This is a genomic window from Microbacterium sp. 1154, assembly GCF_031455375.1.
In the GTDB taxonomy this organism is placed as follows: Bacteria; Actinomycetota; Actinomycetes; order Actinomycetales; family Microbacteriaceae; genus Microbacterium.
In genome coordinates, this window is sequence record NZ_JAVDSN010000005.1 from 62,885 (window position 1) to 78,375 (window position 15,491).

Annotated in this window: 21 protein-coding genes; 15 read left to right on the forward strand and 6 right to left on the reverse strand. The window is 69.8% G+C overall.

Translation table 11 applies throughout. The features are described from left to right. Window positions 1-50: 50 nt before the first annotated feature. Window positions 51-482, forward strand: a complete 432-nt coding sequence (tadA, locus tag J2X55_RS14840; RefSeq protein WP_309824472.1) for a tRNA adenosine(34) deaminase TadA — start codon at window positions 51-53, stop codon at window positions 480-482. Window positions 483-486: 4 nt separating this feature from the next. Here tadA and J2X55_RS14845 read toward each other — a convergent pair whose 3' ends face one another. Beyond that, window positions 487-1,416, reverse strand: a complete 930-nt coding sequence (locus J2X55_RS14845; RefSeq protein WP_309824333.1) for an LLM class F420-dependent oxidoreductase — start codon at window positions 1,414-1,416, stop codon at window positions 487-489. A gap of 29 nt (window positions 1,417-1,445) precedes the next feature. Further along, the gene (locus tag J2X55_RS14850) at window positions 1,446-2,558 is read right to left on the reverse strand and encodes an alpha/beta hydrolase (RefSeq protein WP_309824335.1); all 1,113 of its coding nucleotides are present in this window, start codon (window positions 2,556-2,558) and stop codon (window positions 1,446-1,448) included. Between the two features lie 123 nt (window positions 2,559-2,681). Here J2X55_RS14850 and proC point away from each other — a divergent pair, with 123 nt between their 5' ends. Both proC and J2X55_RS14860 read left to right on the forward strand, forming a co-directional pair. After that, a complete protein-coding gene (gene proC / locus J2X55_RS14855; RefSeq protein WP_309824337.1) occupies window positions 2,682-3,527 on the forward strand; it encodes a pyrroline-5-carboxylate reductase in 846 nt (281 codons plus the stop codon). Window positions 3,528-3,529: 2 nt separating this feature from the next. Next, a complete protein-coding gene (locus tag J2X55_RS14860; RefSeq protein WP_309824339.1) occupies window positions 3,530-3,817 on the forward strand; it encodes a DUF1905 domain-containing protein in 288 nt (95 codons plus the stop codon). 16 nt (window positions 3,818-3,833) lie between these two features. Here the strand turns inward: J2X55_RS14860 and J2X55_RS14865 are convergent, their stop codons facing one another. After that, window positions 3,834-4,505 carry a TrkA family potassium uptake protein gene (locus tag J2X55_RS14865; protein WP_056224009.1) on the reverse strand — a complete coding sequence of 224 codons (672 nt, stop codon included), beginning with the start codon at window positions 4,503-4,505 and terminating at the stop codon, window positions 3,834-3,836. After that, entirely contained in the window at window positions 4,498-5,940 is a 1,443-nt protein-coding gene (locus tag J2X55_RS14870; RefSeq protein ID WP_309824342.1) for a potassium transporter TrkG, read from the reverse strand. The genes J2X55_RS14865 and J2X55_RS14870 overlap by 8 nt, the downstream gene beginning before the upstream one ends. A 68-nt stretch (window positions 5,941-6,008) precedes the next feature. On the opposite strand from J2X55_RS14870, the gene J2X55_RS14875 reads away from it, so the two are divergent. The 6 genes from J2X55_RS14875 (at window position 6,009) to J2X55_RS14900 (ending at window position 7,937) form a co-directional block, all read left to right on the forward strand. Beyond that, window positions 6,009-6,404: a metalloregulator ArsR/SmtB family transcription factor gene (locus J2X55_RS14875; RefSeq protein WP_309824343.1), complete on the forward strand. Its 396-nt coding sequence runs from the start codon at window positions 6,009-6,011 to the stop codon at window positions 6,402-6,404. A 140-nt stretch (window positions 6,405-6,544) separates the two neighbouring features. Then, the gene (locus J2X55_RS14880) at window positions 6,545-6,736 is read left to right on the forward strand and encodes a helix-turn-helix domain-containing protein (RefSeq protein ID WP_056224003.1); all 192 of its coding nucleotides are present in this window, start codon (window positions 6,545-6,547) and stop codon (window positions 6,734-6,736) included. An 82-nt stretch (window positions 6,737-6,818) separates the two neighbouring features. After that, on the forward strand, window positions 6,819-6,917 hold the full coding sequence (locus J2X55_RS14885; RefSeq protein WP_003792170.1) for a 30S ribosomal protein bS22: 99 nt from the start codon (window positions 6,819-6,821) through the stop codon (window positions 6,915-6,917). A gap of 82 nt (window positions 6,918-6,999) precedes the next feature. Next, window positions 7,000-7,293 (forward strand): rhodanese-like domain-containing protein, encoded by a 294-nt coding sequence (locus J2X55_RS14890; RefSeq protein WP_309824345.1) that lies wholly within the window; start codon window positions 7,000-7,002, stop codon window positions 7,291-7,293. Between the two features lie 66 nt (window positions 7,294-7,359). Further along, a complete protein-coding gene (locus J2X55_RS14895) occupies window positions 7,360-7,638 on the forward strand; it encodes a glutaredoxin family protein (RefSeq protein WP_115919693.1) in 279 nt (92 codons plus the stop codon). Next, window positions 7,635-7,937, forward strand: a complete 303-nt coding sequence (locus tag J2X55_RS14900) for a Dabb family protein (RefSeq protein ID WP_309824346.1) — start codon at window positions 7,635-7,637, stop codon at window positions 7,935-7,937. Before J2X55_RS14895 ends, J2X55_RS14900 begins: the two co-directional genes overlap by 4 nt. Before the next feature lie 21 nt (window positions 7,938-7,958). Here the strand turns inward: J2X55_RS14900 and J2X55_RS14905 are convergent, their stop codons facing one another. Together J2X55_RS14905 and aspS are read right to left on the reverse strand one after the other, a co-directional pair. Beyond that, a complete protein-coding gene (locus tag J2X55_RS14905; protein ID WP_309824347.1) occupies window positions 7,959-9,023 on the reverse strand; it encodes an ABC transporter ATP-binding protein in 1,065 nt (354 codons plus the stop codon). Between the two features lie 75 nt (window positions 9,024-9,098). After that, window positions 9,099-10,436, reverse strand: a complete 1,338-nt coding sequence (gene aspS, locus J2X55_RS14910; RefSeq protein WP_115920008.1) for an aspartate--tRNA(Asn) ligase — start codon at window positions 10,434-10,436, stop codon at window positions 9,099-9,101. Between the two features lie 59 nt (window positions 10,437-10,495). On the opposite strand from aspS, the gene J2X55_RS14915 reads away from it, so the two are divergent. The 6 genes from J2X55_RS14915 (at window position 10,496) to J2X55_RS14940 (ending at window position 15,487) form a co-directional block, all read left to right on the forward strand. Then, the gene (locus J2X55_RS14915) at window positions 10,496-10,885 is read left to right on the forward strand and encodes a DUF6264 family protein (RefSeq protein ID WP_115919687.1); all 390 of its coding nucleotides are present in this window, start codon (window positions 10,496-10,498) and stop codon (window positions 10,883-10,885) included. 100 nt (window positions 10,886-10,985) lie between these two features. After that, window positions 10,986-11,711, forward strand: coding sequence for a DedA family protein (locus J2X55_RS14920; RefSeq protein ID WP_115919685.1), 726 nt, complete (start codon window positions 10,986-10,988; stop codon window positions 11,709-11,711). A gap of 84 nt (window positions 11,712-11,795) precedes the next feature. Further along, the gene (locus J2X55_RS14925) at window positions 11,796-12,440 is read left to right on the forward strand and encodes a histidine phosphatase family protein (RefSeq protein ID WP_309824350.1); all 645 of its coding nucleotides are present in this window, start codon (window positions 11,796-11,798) and stop codon (window positions 12,438-12,440) included. After that, window positions 12,440-13,045, forward strand: coding sequence for a TlpA disulfide reductase family protein (locus tag J2X55_RS14930; RefSeq protein WP_115920006.1), 606 nt, complete (start codon window positions 12,440-12,442; stop codon window positions 13,043-13,045). Before J2X55_RS14925 ends, J2X55_RS14930 begins: the two co-directional genes overlap by 1 nt. Continuing rightward, window positions 13,042-13,791, forward strand: a complete 750-nt coding sequence (locus J2X55_RS14935) for a cytochrome c biogenesis protein CcdA (RefSeq protein WP_115919681.1) — start codon at window positions 13,042-13,044, stop codon at window positions 13,789-13,791. Before J2X55_RS14930 ends, J2X55_RS14935 begins: the two co-directional genes overlap by 4 nt. Then, window positions 13,772-15,487, forward strand: a complete 1,716-nt coding sequence (locus J2X55_RS14940; protein WP_115919679.1) for a cytochrome c biogenesis protein ResB — start codon at window positions 13,772-13,774, stop codon at window positions 15,485-15,487. The genes J2X55_RS14935 and J2X55_RS14940 overlap by 20 nt, the downstream gene beginning before the upstream one ends. Window positions 15,488-15,491 lie beyond the last annotated feature (4 nt).

The following is a 15,491-nucleotide window of genomic DNA, read 5'->3' on the forward strand; positions in this document are numbered from 1 at the left end:
CCCCGATTTCCGGAGTCTCCGTGACGCCCACCGCCGTCGACCTCGCCGCGATGCGGCGGGCGTTAGAGCTCGCCGACGCCGCCGCTGCCGACGGGGACGTCCCGGTGGGTGCCGTCGTCATCGACGCCTCCGGTCGCATCATCGGCGAGGGGCGCAACCTCCGCGAGGCCACGGGGGATCCCACCGCGCACGCCGAGGTCGTGGCGTTGCGCGAGGCCGCGCGAGAACTGGGCTCCTGGCACCTGGCCGCCTGCACGCTGGTCGTCACCCTCGAGCCCTGCGTGATGTGCGCGGGGGCGATCCTGCAGGCGCGCATCGATCGTGTCGTCTTCGGATCGTGGGATGCCAAGGCCGGAGCCGCGGGATCCCAGTACGACGTCCTGAGAGACAGGCGTCTTCCCCACCGGGTCGAGGTGGTCGGCGGTGTCGAGGAGGATCGGGCCGCCGCGCAGCTCCGGGCGTTCTTCGAGGATCGCCGCTGATCGCTCAGCGCGGGAGCAGGGGAAGGACCTCGGCTCCGATCTGATCGGCGTGTTCCACGTCGCGCAGGTCCATGAGCTGGAAGTACACCCGCTCGGCGCCGAGGTCCCGCAGTCGTTCCACCTTCTCGGCGACCTGCTCGGGCGTGCCGACGATGTTGGCGCCGTCGTCGAAGTCCTCGCGCGACCGGCCGATCGCCTCGGCCCTGCGCGCGATCTGCGCGTCGTCCGCCCCGACGAGGGTTGGCAGTGCGACCGAGAGTTTCAGCGTCTGCGGGTCGCGGCCAATCGCCTCGCACGCGGCGCGCACGACGGCGAACTTCTCGGCCACCACGTCTTCCGAGACGAAACCGATGTTGAACTCTGTCGCGTATCTCGCGGCGAGAGCGGGAGTGCGCTTCGGCCCGCCGCCTCCCACGATCACCGGCACCGGTGACTGCACCGGCTTCGGCAGCGCCGGCGCCTCGTCGAGCGTGTAGTGCTCCCCGCGGAACGTGAAGGTGTCGGCATCCGGAGTCGACCAGAGACCCGTGACGACCTGGAGCTGCTCCTCGAGCAGGTCGAAGCGTTTCGCCGGGAAGGGGATGCCGTAGGCCGCGTGCTCGCGCTCGAACCAGCCCGTGCCCAGGCCCAGCTCGACGCGTCCGCCCGACATGGCATCGACCTGCGCGACCTGGATCGCAAGGATGGCCGGGACGCGGTACGTCACCGACGACACCAGGGTGCCCAGGCGGATGCGGGAGGTCTCACGGGCGAGGCCGGCGAGAGTCGTCCACGCGTCGGTGGGACCGGGGCGCGGGTCGCCCTCTCCCATGCGTAGGTAGTGGTCCGAGCGGAAGAAGCCGTCGAGGCCGTGCTGCTCGGCCGAGCGCGCGAACGCGAGCTGGTCGTCGTACGAGAAGCCCTGCTGGGGCTCGGTGAACAGGCAGTACTCCACGGGGGCCTCCGGAGTGGGACGGGGAACGGTCAGTCGGCGGAGCGCAGGATGATCGCCTCGGTCGGCGGTGCCGGGTTGGCGGGCCGGCCGACGTAGCCGATGTGCGTCAGCAGCGCCTGGCGGAACTGTGCCGGGCGCTCGAGGTGCGCGGAGTGGCCGGCTCCGTCGACGGGGACCTCGGTGACCTCGCCGCCCTTCTCCGCGTAGGCGGAGAGCACGTCCCTCGTCTGCGAGACCATGGGCTGTGCGGGCGCAACGTCGGCGCCGGGCCAGCCGGGGACCACACCGAGCGCTCCCAGGTGGTTGACGTCCGAGAACGAGGCGTCCGAGACGATCGCGTCTGCGGTGCCGTAGATCCACAGGATCGGGGGCTTCTCGGCCAGGTCGACGATGCCCGAGACATCCAGGTATTCCGGGGCCAGGGCGTTGAGCACCCCGGTCGTGCCGGGGGCGAAGCCCGGCCAGCTCGAGGTGGCGATCGAGTCGCCCGGGTAGTTGCCGGTCGCCGTGGAGGTCGACAGCATCGCCTCGACCCACACGTCCTCGTGCTCGCTCTGGTAGCCCGCGGCCACGTAGCCGGAGCGGAACACCGAACGTGGGGAGGTCGGGGCCTCGTCGGTGGTGTCGTGGTCGATGAGCCGCTGGACGAAGTCGGGGTTCGCGGCTCCCGCCCCCGCGCCGGCGTCGTCATCGTTCAGGCGCGATCCGTCGCGACGCGTGCCGCCGAAGCCGTACGGCGAGATGGGGGACTGCAGCGTGAGCGAGAGCACGGGGTGATCGAGCGCGTACTGCAGCACGACGGCTCCGCCCATCGACCAGCCCACGAGATGGGCGGCCCGGATGCCGAGGGCCTCGAGCGTCGCGTGCAGGTCGTCGCTGAAGTCACGCACCCCGCGGGTGGCGTCGATGGGGCTGTGCTCGGTACGGCCGAAGCCGCGCAGGTCGACGGCGAGGACGCGGAGCTCGCTCGGCAGATCCTGCATGATCTCCTGCCAGAACAGCGACGAGGCGACGTTGCCGTGCACGAAGACGACCGTGTGCTCGGGGGCGGTGGCCGGGTCGTCGCCGACGCGCTCGAGCACGTTCACCCCCAGCCGGTCGGTCTCGACCAGGCGCGCGGTGATGCCGTCGAAGAGAGTCATCGCTAGTCCTCCGTGTCGCTCGCCGGTGCTCCGGCACACCGTTTTCCGACTCTAACGCGCGCCCCTATCGGTCGCACTCAGACTTGCGCCCGCGCCGGGGGTCCGGTTCGTAGACTGACTCGCATGACGGATGCCACGACCTCGCTGCCCCCGATCGCGATCCTCGGAGCCGGTTCCATGGGAGGAGCGATCCTCCACGGCCTCGTCGCGGCTGGCCTCACCGGTGGCGGGGTCACGGCGACCAATCGTTCGATCGCGAAGGCCGCCGAGCTGGCCGACCTCGACGGCGTGACCAGCGTCGCTCTCGAGGCGAACCCGGCGGGCAACACCGACGCGGTGGCCGCCGCCGACATCGTGCTCGTGGGTGTCAAGCCTGCGATGGTGCCCGATCTGCTCGACGAGATCGCTCCGCACCTGCGCCCCGGCGCGATCGTGGTGAGTCTCGCCGCCGGTGTCACCCTCGCGACGTTCGCCGCTCACCTGGGCGGGGGCGTCGCCACCCTGCGGTCCATGCCCAACACCCCCTCCCTCGTCGGCAAGGGGGTCACCGGTCTGGCCGCGGGGCCCGCCGCGTCCTCCGCCGACGTCGACGTGGTCCGCGCCCTCTTCGAGACCGTGGGCTCGGTCGTGCAGGTCCCCGAATCGCAGATCGACGCCCTCTCGACCATCTCGGGCTCCGGCCCCGCCTACGTCTTCCTCCTCGTGGAGGAGTTCACCCGGGCCGCCGTGCGGATGGGCTTCGACGACGACCAGGCGCGCCTGCTCGCGGAGCAGACCTTCATCGGGGCGACGGCGCTCATGGCATCCGCCGACGTGGACCCCGCCGAACTGCGCCGGCGCGTCACCAGCCCGAAGGGGACCACCGAACGTGCCGTGGTCGTTCTGCAGGGCGCCCGACTCGACGACACCTTCACCACCGCCGCCGAGGCCGCCCTCGATCGGGCGAAGGAACTGGCCGAGGGGAACTGACCATGCGCCTGCGGTTCACCGGGACGATCTGGTACTGGCGCGGCCCCGCGCCGTTCCACTTCGTCACGGTGCCCGCAGCCGAGGCGGCGATGGTCGCCGAGGTCGCCGCGGTCGTGACATACGGGTGGGGGATGATCCCGGCATCGGTGACGATCGGCCGCACGACCGTGACCACCTCGCTGTGGCCGAAGGACGGGGGGTACGTCGTGCCGGTGAAGAAAGCGCTCCAGGATGCCGAGGCTCTCGGCGTCGACGACGAGGTCGAGGTCACGCTCGACATCGACGCCTGAGCCCGGCGCCGGCCCGTCAGCGGTCGAGCGAGGCGAACCGCTCGATGTCGGAGTTCGTCCCCGACACGATGATGAGGTCGTGGTTGGTGACGACCGTGTTCGCCTCGGCGTAGCGGAACGGCCGGCCGGGGCTCTTCACGCCCACCACGGTGACGTTGTACTTCGACCGCACGCCGGACTCGTTCAGGCCCACGCCGCGCACGAGCTTGGGCGGGTACATCTTGGCGAGCACGAAATCGTCGTCGAAGCGGATGAAATCGAGCATGCGACCGCTGACCAGGTGGGCCACGCGTTCGCCGGCCTCGGCTTCGGGGTAGATGACGTGGTTGGCGCCGACGCGGGCGAGGATCTTGCCGTGCGACTGCGAGACGGCCTTCGCCCAGATCTGCGGCACCTTGAGGTCGACGAGGTTGGCGGTGATGAGCACCGAGGCCTCGATGAGCGAGCCCACGGCGACGACAGCGACCTGGAAGTCCTGGGCGCCGATCTGACGCAGGGCGTCGATGTTGCGCGCGTCGGCCTGGACGGCGTGCGTGACGCGCTCCGACCACTTCTGCACGAGCTCGAGGTTGCCGTCGACGGCCAGGACCTCACGGTCGAGTCGGTCGAGCTCGCCGGCGCAGGCGGCGCCGAAGCGGCCGAGTCCGATCACCAGGACGGGCGCGTCACTGCGGATGCGTTCAACCAACGATGGGCCTTTCCACGGGGAGCGCGTACAGCTGCGATCGGGACGACGCAGCCACTGCCGCAGCGAGTGTCACTGTACCAATGCGCCCCATGAACATCGTGGCCGCCATCACGTACTTCGCGGCTTCGGGGAGCTCGGCGGTGAGGCCCGTCGACAAGCCCACGGTCGCGAACGCCGAGACGACGTCGAACAGCACGTGCTCGATGGGGGCGTCGGTGATGCGGCTGATCGTGACGGTCGAGAGGGCGACGATGGTCGCGCCCCACGCGACGACCGAGAGGGCGACGCGCTGCACGTCGCTGGGGATGCGCCGACCGAACGCCTGGACCGACGGACGGCCCTTCGCCTCGGAGAAGACGGCGAGGGCGAGGACGGCGAGGGTCGTGACCTTGATGCCGCCGGCGGTGGACGCGGAACCGCCCCCGACGAACATGAGCATCGACCCCACGATCAGGGTCGCGCCGTTGAGGTCGCCGATGTTGATGACGCTGAAACCGCCCGAGCGCGTCATGGCCGAGAGGAAGAACGCCTGGAACGTGGTGTCCCACGCATCCATGCTCCCGAATGTGAGGGGGTTGTCGTATTCCAGCAGCAGAATGACCCCGGCTCCGGCGAAGAACAGAATCACCGTGGTGATGATCGTGAGCTTCGCGTGCAGGGACCACAGGCGGAAGCGCCAGTAGTGCCGCCACAGCGTGAAGATCACCGGGAAGCCGATCGACCCCAGGAACACGCCCGCCATGAGCACCGAGAGCAGGAAGTAGTCCTGCGCGAACGGCGTCAGACCGTCGGCGTTCGGGACGAATCCTGTGTTCGTGAAGGCCATCGCCGCGTAGTACGGCGCCTCCCACAGGGCCACGAAGGGGTTGATCCCCCCGACCACGAGCGAGGGGTAGATGAGGACGCTGAGGCCCGCTTCGATGACGAGCGTCGACAGGGCCACCGTGCGGAGGAGCTGGCCGACCTCGCCGAGTCGCACCGTCTGCCCCTCGTTCACCGGACCGCCGTGCACGCGCAGGGGATTGCTGTCGCCGGCGGCGATGAGCTTCGCGCGCAGCCCCAGGCGCTTGGAGATGACCAGACCGAGGATCGAGGCCAGGGTCAGGACGCCCAGGGCGCCGACGTTGACGCCGATGTAGGTGATGACGCGACCCAGCGGCGAGAAGTCGGAGTACATGTTCAACGTCGACAGGCCGGTGACGCAGATCGTCGAGACGGCGGTGAAGAGCGCGTCGGCGAACGGGAGGCGTTCGCCGGTGGCCGAGGCGGCGGGAAGGGAGAAGAGCGCGGTGAACAGCGCGATGAGCGTCACGAACACCAGCACTGCGAAACGCGCCGGCGAAGCGGTCGTCAGATTCCGCAGTCGGTCCCATGCCTCGAACGCGATGCGACGCAGCCGCACCGCCCATCGAGCCTCGTTCGGCGTCGCCGCCATGCGCCGCTCCCTTCGGTGCCCGAACCCGAATCATGGTACTCGGGCCGGGGCGCCGCTAATCTGATGCCATGGCGGACATCTTCGACGTGATCGCTGACGGAACGCGTCGCGACATCCTTCAGCTGCTCCTCGACCGGGCGACCGGTGGCGAACGGGGGACGAGCGTCTCGCAGATCGTCGCGGCCCTCGGCGTGAGTCAGCCCACAGTCTCGAAGCACCTCAAGGTGCTGCGCGAGGCGGAGCTGGTCTCCGTCCGCGAAGAGGGCCAGCACCGGTTCTACAGCCTCGCGGTCGCTCCCCTCGACGAGGTCGACGACTGGCTCGTGCCGTTCTTCTCCATCGACGAAGAGCACGAGCCGGCTCTTCCCGATTCCGCGATGCATGCCGCCGAGGTGGTGGGCCGCGCCGCCGCGTCGGTCAAGCATTCCTTCTCGACCGCGTTCCGCAAGCTGCCGGGTCGGTGAGCGTCCCGGATGCCGCGGAATCCCGGCATCCGTGAAGCACATCCGTCACAGTGGGCCCATAGGTTTACAGCCGTCCCGGCCAGACCCTAGAGTGTGCTCAGCATCAGGAGGGTGAGTTCACCCGGGACGAGGGGTGAACGATGGCCGAGCTGCCGGACGTGCGGTTCTTGACGGTCGCCGAGGTCGCAGAGCTCATGCGCGTCTCGAAGATGACGGTCTACCGTCTCGTGCACGCGGGGGAGCTCCCCGCGGTGCGCTTCGGGCGCAGCTACCGGGTGCCCGAATCGGCCGTCGCCGAAGCCGTGCAACGACCGGTGTCCGACGTCGGCTAGACTGATCCGAGGCTTTTTTCCAACGCCTGCTGTTCCCGGGGGCCGAAATCGGCACCCAGACCCCGACTTAGTGAGGTTTTCCGTGGGTTCTGTCATCAAGAAGCGCCGTAAGCGCATGGCGAAGAAGAAGCACCGCAAGCTGCTTCGCAAGACTCGTCACCAGCGCCGCAACAAGAAGTAAAGCGGCCACCACACCGAGCGCCTGTCCGATTCGCGACGGGCGCTTCGTGTATCCGGTGCCGCCCGTCTCCCTCGGAGGAAGCATGCAGTCCATCTCGGTCCACGACCTGCACGCGGGGCGTGAGCGCCCTCTGATCGACGTTCGCGAAGAGCACGAGTTCGCCGCGGGCCACGTTCCCGGCGCCGTGAACCTGCCCATGTCCACCCTCGGCGAGCACCTCGACGAGCTGCCCGGCGAGCCCTTCGACGTCATCTGCCAGGCCGGCGGCCGATCGGCACGCGTCGTCGAGGCCCTCACCGCGCGCGGCCACGACGCGACGAACGTCGAGGGCGGCACGGGCGAATGGATCGCCTCGGGGTACGACGTCGAGTCCTGAATCGACCGCGGACACGCGCACCGCGTGCCGGGTCTCGCCCTTCTCCCGCCTCCTAGGATGGGAAAGGTGACGACCCTCACGCTGATCGGGAAGCCCGACTGCCACCTCTGCGACGTGGCGGAGCAGATCGTGGAGACCGTCGTCGGCGAGCTCCCCGAGGGAGCCGCCGACCGGATCGACATCGAGCAGGCTTCGATCGCCGACGACGCCGCTCTCTACGAGAAGTGGTGGGAGAAGATCCCCGTCGTCCTCATCGACGGGGAGCTGCACGCCCACTGGCGCGTGTCGGCCGACCGTCTCCGCGCCGCCCTTCTCGCGGCCGACACCCAAGGAGCCTCCGCGTGAGCATCCGTCACATCGTCCTGTGGAAGCTCTCGGCCGACGACGCCGACACGCGTGCGCTGCACGCCGAGCAGATCGCCGAGCGTCTCGTCGCCCTCGACGCGGTGATCGACGAGATCCAGCACATCGAGGTGGGGCGCAACGTCGTCAACCCGCAGTCGAACTGGGACGTCGCCCTGGTCAGCGAGTTCGCCGACGTCGATGCTCTCGAGCGCTATCAGGTGCACCCGGCCCATCAGGAGGTCGCGGCGTTCGTGCGCTCCGTGGTGGCCGAGCGGGCCTCGGTCGACTACCCGTTCTGAGCTCGGATCCGGCGTGGCCCGTCATCCGATCGGGCGGACCGTCGTCGGCACGACCGCCAGCGCCAGACGCACCGCGTCCCGGTCCTCGAGTCGCTGCTCGGGTGCATGTTCGACCACGACGCGGCTGCCGTCGCTCGTGAGGACGGTCGAACGGCGGACGCTGCCCAGGAAGATCGAGTCCTCGACCACTCCGTCCACGCCGGGCGCGTCCACGCCGACCAGGAGAACGTTCTCGGGACGGACGACGACCTCGCAGTGACCGTCGTGCGCCGATTCCGCCAGGGGGAGTTCCTGGCCCCACACCTCGACCGTGAGCCCCTCGACGATTCCGGGGACCGCGCTCACCGGCCCGAGGACCTCGGCGACCGCGGCGTCCGCGATGCGCGCGTAGACCTCGTCGGGGCCGCCCGCGGCCACGATGCGGCCCTGATCCATGACGACGAGATCGTCGGCGACGGCCGCGGCCTCGGCGGTGTCCCGCGTCGCCCACAGGGTCGTGACGCCGCGATCGCGAAGCTCTCGGACCAGCCTGTCTCGGGTCTCGGCGCGTGCGGTCGTGTGGAGCGCGGCGAGGGAGTCGTCGAGGACGAGGGCGCGAGGCCGCGCGGCCAGGACACGCGCGAGAGCCCAGCGCTGTCGGTCACCGTGCGAGAGGCGGTGCACGCTCTTGTCCGCGCGTCCCAGACCGACGAGCCCGAGGAGTCGATCGGTCTCCGCCTCGGGGTCGTCGTCGCCGGCCTGCCGAGCCGCCGCGACGACCGCGGCGCGGACGCGACCGAAACGCGCCACCGGGGTGCGGTCGCGAATCTCCGGGATACGGGGTGCCGCGGCGCCCGAGCGTCCTTCGACGGTCACCGTGCCGGCATCCGCTCGCTCGGCACCGCTCACCACACGCAGCAGGGTCGACGCTCCGCAGCCCGACGGGCCGACGAGGGCCACGATGGTGCCCGGGGCGACGTCGAGGTCGATGTCGCGCAGGATCGCGACCCCCGAGCGCTCGCGGCGGACGCCGCGCAGGGCGATGGACCACCCCGAACGCGGCTCCTCCCCGAGGGGCGAGGGATCCACGGGGGTGACGGCGACCATTTGTCCACCGTAAAGAGGGCGCATGACGCCCGAACGCCCGGGGGGTGAACCCCGGGCGTCGCTCGCTCGAACCTTTTACGGGGCGAGGCGGGTGGGTCCGCGGAAGAGGAAGGTGACCTCGCGGATCGACGACTCACCGAGCATCAGCATGAGGATGCGCGCGAGGCCCATGCCGAAACCGCCGTGGGGCGGGGCGCCGAAGCGGAAGAAGTCGAGGTAGAAGTCGAGGTGCTCGGGGTCGAGCCCCTTCTCTTTCGCCTGTTCGATCAGCACGTCGACGCGGTGCTCGCGCTGGGCGCCCGTCGTGATCTCGACACCGTTGAACAGCAGGTCGTACGACTTGGTCAGCCCGGTCTCCGCGTCGCGCATGTGGTAGAACGCGCGGATCTCGGGGTGGTAGTCGGTGATGAAGACGAAGGGGTGACCGAAGGTCTCGCGCACGTGCGCGGCGATCTGGCGCTCGCCCTCGGGGTCGAGGTCGCCGTCGGTGCGGGGGATGTCGTAGCCGCGGGCGGCGACGATCTCGCGGGCCTCGGCGAGCGGGATGCGCGGGAACGGCACCGCGGGCACCTCGACCTCGACGCCGAACAACTCGCGGATCTCGTCGCCGTGCTTGTCGGCGACGGCCTGGAACGCCGTGTGGAGCAGCTCCTCCTGCATGCGCGCGACGTCTTCATGCGAGTCGATCCAGCTGATCTCGGCGTCGATCGAGGTGAACTCGGTCGCGTGACGGCTGGTGAACGAGGGGTCGGCGCGGAAGGCGGGCGCGATCTCGAAGATCTTGCCGAAGCCGGCGACCTGGGCCATCTGCTTGAAGAACTGCGGGCTCTGCGCGAGATAGGCCGTCTTGTCTTCGAAGTAGGGCACCTCGAACAGCTCGGCGTTGGACTCCGAGGGGGATGCCATGAGCTTGGGGGAGTGCACCTCGATGTAGTCGCGCTCCACCCAGTACGTGCGCATGGCGTGCTCGAGGGTCGTCTGCACGCGGAAGATGAGGTTGTTGCGGCGCTGACGCAGGTCGATGAAGCGCCAGTCCATGCGCTTGTCGGGGCTGCTGTCGGCCGCGATCGGGGTCTCGGGGTTCGCGGCGGCCGCGATCTCGAGCTCGCCGACCTTGATCTCGACGCCGCCGAGCTTCACGCGCTCATCGTGCTTGAGCTCGCCGCGAACGGTCAGGAACGTGCCGGTCGCGAGGGCGCCGATCGTCTCGGTCAGCGCGAGGGCGGCGGCATCCTGCTCCGTCTCTTCGGAGGGGCGCGTCGCCGGGTTGACCAGCTGCACGGCGCCGGTCTCGTCGCGGAGGACGACGAACTGCACCTTCTTCTGATCGCGCACGGTTTCGACCCATCCCGACACCTCGACGGGGCCGGCGGGGAGGGATTTCAGCTGGTTGACCAGGACGCGTTCGCTCACGATGGACCAGTCTACGTGGGCGGTCCGCACGACACCGGGCGCGAACCTACGATGGGGGCGTGACCTTCTCGATGCCCCCCGAGTCGTTCCGGACACTGCGCCCGGAACCGACGGCGCGCAGGTCGCGCGGGTGGGACGTCGCCCTGACCATCGTGCTACTCGTGCTGCTTCCTCTTCTGGCGCTCGCCGCCTCGTACGCGGGGGTGCTCCTCGCGTACGCCGCGGACGCGTGCGGCTCGACGACCTGCAACACCGGGCTGATGAACATCGGCTTCTGGACCGCGGTGGTCTCGCCCTGGGTGGTGCTCCTGGTCGGGGTGATCGTCGCCATCGTCCGCCTCGTGCGTCATCGCCTCGCGTTCTGGGTACCGCTGGTCACCATCGTCGCGATCGTCGCCGTGTGGTTCATCGCCGCGGCCCTCGTGGGCGCCGGGGTCTCGGCATCCTGATCCGCTCGGGGGGAACCCCCAGGTAGGGCGGGGGTGCGCGACCTACCCTGAGAGCGGGCGTCCACACCGGGCGGCCGATCACCGAGCGCGAAGGCACCCGATGACCGACACCACCCTCTCTCTCGCCCCCGCGCGGTCGACGTCCGGCTCCGGGGAGGGACAGTCCTGGCTGACGTCGCTCGCGGACTGGACCGTCTCGCTCATGGAGATCATCGGCCCGGTCGGTGCCGGGGTCGCGATCGCCCTCGAGAACCTGTTCCCGCCTCTGCCCAGCGAGGTCGTGCTCCCCATGGCGGGGCTCACCGCCAGCCGCGGCTCGTTCACGCTGTTCGAGGCGCTGCTGTGGACGACCATCGGCTCGGTCGTGGGCGCGTTCATGCTGTACGGCCTCGGGCGCTGGCTCGGTGCCGCGCGACTTCGCGCGTTCGCGGCGAAGATGCCGCTGCTGCACCCCGAAGACGTCGACCGCACGGTCGCGTGGTTCGAACGGCACGGGGGCAAGGCGGTGTTCTTCGGGCGGATGATCCCGATCTTCCGCAGCCTCATCTCGATCCCCGCCGGCGTCTCGAAGATGCCGCTGTGGCGCTTCGGCCTGCTCACAGGAGCGGGAAGTCTCATCTGGAACACGATCTTCGTGCTCTCGGGATTCCTGCTGGGCGAGAACTGGCACATCGTCGAGGAGTACGCCTCGATCCTGCAGTACGTGGTCATCGCCGCCGTCGCGATAGGCGTGTCCTGGTTCCTGTACTCCCGCGTCCGCTCCCTGCTGGCCGCGAAGCGCGGGGACCACCGCGACGAGGCCGCGCCCGCGCAGCACGACGCCTGAGGGGTGATCCGCGGTTATCTCCACGTCGAGGCAACCGGCATCCGGACTCAGTCAGACCACAGAACCCGCCCGTAGACTGGCATCGTGCCCGCCGACCGCCTTCATCTCGTGCGCCACGGAGAGGTCCACAACCCCCGTCGCGTGCTCTACGGTCGGCTCCCCGGGTTCGGCCTGAGCGTCGACGGGCGCCGGATGGCGCGTCAGGCGGCCGAGTACGTGCAGGGCCTCGACCGCCCGGTCGAAGCCCTCGTGGTCTCGCCCCTCCAGCGCACACGCGAGTCGGCCGAGCCCTTCGAAGAGCTCTTCGGCATCGAGCCGTTCATCGACGACCGCGTCATCGAGCCCACGAACGTCTTCGAGGGTCGGCGTATGAAGCAGGCCCTGGCGAACCCGCTCAACTGGCGGCACCTGAGCCGACCGGCCGTCCCCAGCTGGGGCGAGCCGTACGAGCGCATCGTCGCCCGCATGACCGCCGCGATGACCGACGCCTGGGACCGTGTTCCCGGCGGTGACGTGGCCGTCGTGTCGCACCAGCTCCCCATCTGGGTGACCCACCTCGCCCTCTCCCAGCAACCCACCCGCCACGACCCCCGCAAGCGCAGATGCGCGTTGTCGAGCGTGACGAGCTTCGAACGGCGAGACGGCGCCGACGGCTCGACGCGCTGGGTCGAGGTGGCATATGCCGAGCCGGCGAGCACCGCCGGAGCCGTCGACGTAGGAGCCGTGTGATGCGCAGAATCCTCACCGCCGCGGGGTCGATCCTCGCCGCGGCGACCCTCATCGCCGGGTTGTCGGCCTGCACCGCCGACCCCCTCGCCGACCAGTACCGGGCGGGCGACAACAAGGGCTATATCGCCGCGAACGGGTTCCAGACCAACGAGATCGCGCCCGAGAACCGCAAGGAGCCCGTCGACTTCACGGGCACCCTCGACAACGGCTCCGCCGTGTCGAGCTCCGACTTCGCGGGCAAGGTGCTCGTGGTGAACTTCTGGTACGCCACGTGCGGTCCGTGCATCATCGAGGCCCCGCGCCTCGAGCAGGCCTACCAGACGTTCCAGGGCCAGGACGTGGCCTTCCTCGGCATCAACACTTATGACCAGCCGGCCACCGCCCTGTCGTTCGCTCGCGATCACGGGGTGTCGTACTCCAGCGCCATGGCCGTGGGCGATGCGCAGCTCAAGCTCGCGTTCACCGACGCGGCGCCCCTGAACGCCACCCCCACGACCCTCGTGCTCGACAAGCAGGGTCGCGTGGCCGCACGCATCGTCGGCGAGCTGCCCGAGGCGTCGATCCTCGAGTCGATCGTGCGCACGCTGGTCGCGGAGAACGCGTGAACCCGGGCGCCCTCGTCTTCGACGGGGCGCTGTGGATCGCCGTTCCCATCGCCCTGGCCGCCGGCCTCATCTCGTTCCTCTCGCCCTGCGTCCTGCCGCTCGTACCGGGGTACCTCGGCTACATCGGCGGTGCCGTCGCTCCCCGCGGGGGCTCGGCATCCGGGTCCGGCCGAGGGCGGCTGCTCGGGGGAACCCTGCTGTTCATCGCCGGGTTCACCCTCGTCTTCATGGCGATCAACGTGCTGGGCGGCGCGCTCGGACGCTTCTTCGTCGAGTACGCCGACGTCATCACGCGCGTCATGGGCGTCGTCATCATCATCATGGGGCTCGTGTTCATCGGCCTCTTCGGGCTCGCGCAGCGCTCGGTGCGGATGCAGTCGCGCGGCAACCTGGGCCTCATCGGCGCCCCCCTGCTGGGCATCGCCCTCGGCATCGGCTGGACGCCCTGTATCGGCCCGACGCTCACGGCGATCCTGTCGGTGTCGTACAACCTGGGCGACCCCGGCCGGGCCGCGCTCCTGGGGCTGGCGTACTCGCTGGGTCTCGGCATCCCGTTCCTGCTCCTCGCCCTGGGCTTCGGGTGGGCGACGAAGTCGGTGGCGTTCGTGCGCAAGCACATCCGCGTGGTCAACCTCATCGGCGGAGCGCTCCTCATCGTGCTCGGCCTGCTCATGGTGACCGGGTTCTGGGGCCAGTGGATGTCGACCCTGCAGGGGGTGATCGGCAATGTCCAGCTCCCGCTCTGATCGTTCCGACCGAGGTAACACCGTGACCGACCCGCTGCGCCCCTCCGACCACGCCGACTCGACGGCCGACGAGATCACGCAGCCCCGCCTCGGGTTCGTGGGGTGGCTGCGCTGGGGGTGGCGCCAGCTGACGTCGATGCGCACCGCCCTGGTTCTGCTGCTGCTGCTCGCGATCGCGGCCGTTCCGGGCTCCCTCGTGCCCCAGCGCACCGCCGACCCGAACGGCGTCACCCAGTACTTCACCGACAACCCCGACCTCGCGCCGGTGCTCGACAAGCTCAGCCTGTTCGACGTGTACAGCTCGCCGTGGTTCTCGGCCATCTATCTGCTGCTGTTCATCTCGCTGATCGGTTGCGTGCTGCCCCGCACGAAGCACCACTGGAAAGCCCTGCGCTCGCAGCCTCCCCGCACCCCCGCCCGCCTCTCGCGGCTGGACGACCACCGCACCCGCACCATCGAGGTGGAGGGTGATGCGGATGCCGTGGCCGCGGCGGCCGTGGACAGTGCGGCGGCTCAGCTGCGCAAGAGCGGTTATCGCGTGGCCCGCTACGACGCGCGAGGCAGCTTCTCGGTCTCGGCGGAGCGTGGCTACCTGCGCGAGACCGGCAACCTGTTGTTCCACGGTGCGCTCGTGGGCGTCCTCATCGCCGTGGGTGTCGGCGGCGGTTTCACCTACACGGGTCAGCGCGTGCTCGTGGAGGGGCAGGCGTTCAGCAACAGCCTGCTCGACTACTCCTCGTTCAACCCCGGCCGTTTCGTCGGGGGTGACACCCTCACGCCGTACTCGATGACCCTCGACAAGTTCGACGTCACGTACGTCCCGCCCGGGCAGCCCGGGTCGGGGCAGGCGGGCGACTTCGTCGCGCACGTGACGACCCAGGCGCCCGGGGGTGAGACCCAGGACGGCGAGGTGCGGGTCAACCACCCCCTCGACGTGCAGGGCGACCGCGTCTACCTGCTCGGCAACGGCTATGCCCCGACCGTCACGATCCGCGACGCCCAGGGCACCGAGGTGTTCCACGACTCGGTCGCCTTCCTGCCTCAGGATGCCAATATGACCTCGCTCGGCGTCATCAAGGTCGCCGACGGACTCCCGCAGCAGCTCGGCCTGCTCGGGTTCTTTTACCCGACGATGGACGTGCTCGACTCGGGCGCGCTGACATCGACCTACGGCGCCCTCGAGTACCCGACGCTCACGCTCCGCGTGTACGAGGGCGACCTCGGCATCGACGACGGAACGCCCCGTTCGGTCTACACGCTCGACCCCTCGGGCATGACCCAGATCGCGGGCGGCGACAGCGGCAACCCCGCGATCCAGCTCATGCCGGGCCAGACCGAAGACCTCCCCAACGGACTCGGCACGATCACCTTCGAGAACGAGGCCCCGGCCGGAGCCGTGGGGTACGAGCAGTCGGTGAAGCGCTTCGCGTCGCTGTCGATCCACCGCGACCTCGCCGGCCCCTGGGTGCTGGGCTTCGCGCTGCTCGCCCTGTTCGGCCTGCTCGCCGCCCTGTTCGTTCCGCGCCGACGCATGTGGGTCAAGGCGACCCCCCGCGACGGCGGCGTCGAGATCGAGTACGCGGGCCTCGCGCGAGGCGAGGATCCGACCCTCGCGGCAGCCGTCGACCAGCTCGCCGAGAAGCACGGCGCGACCCTCCCCGCCCAGAGCCACCCCGACACCGGAAAAGTAGACTGACACC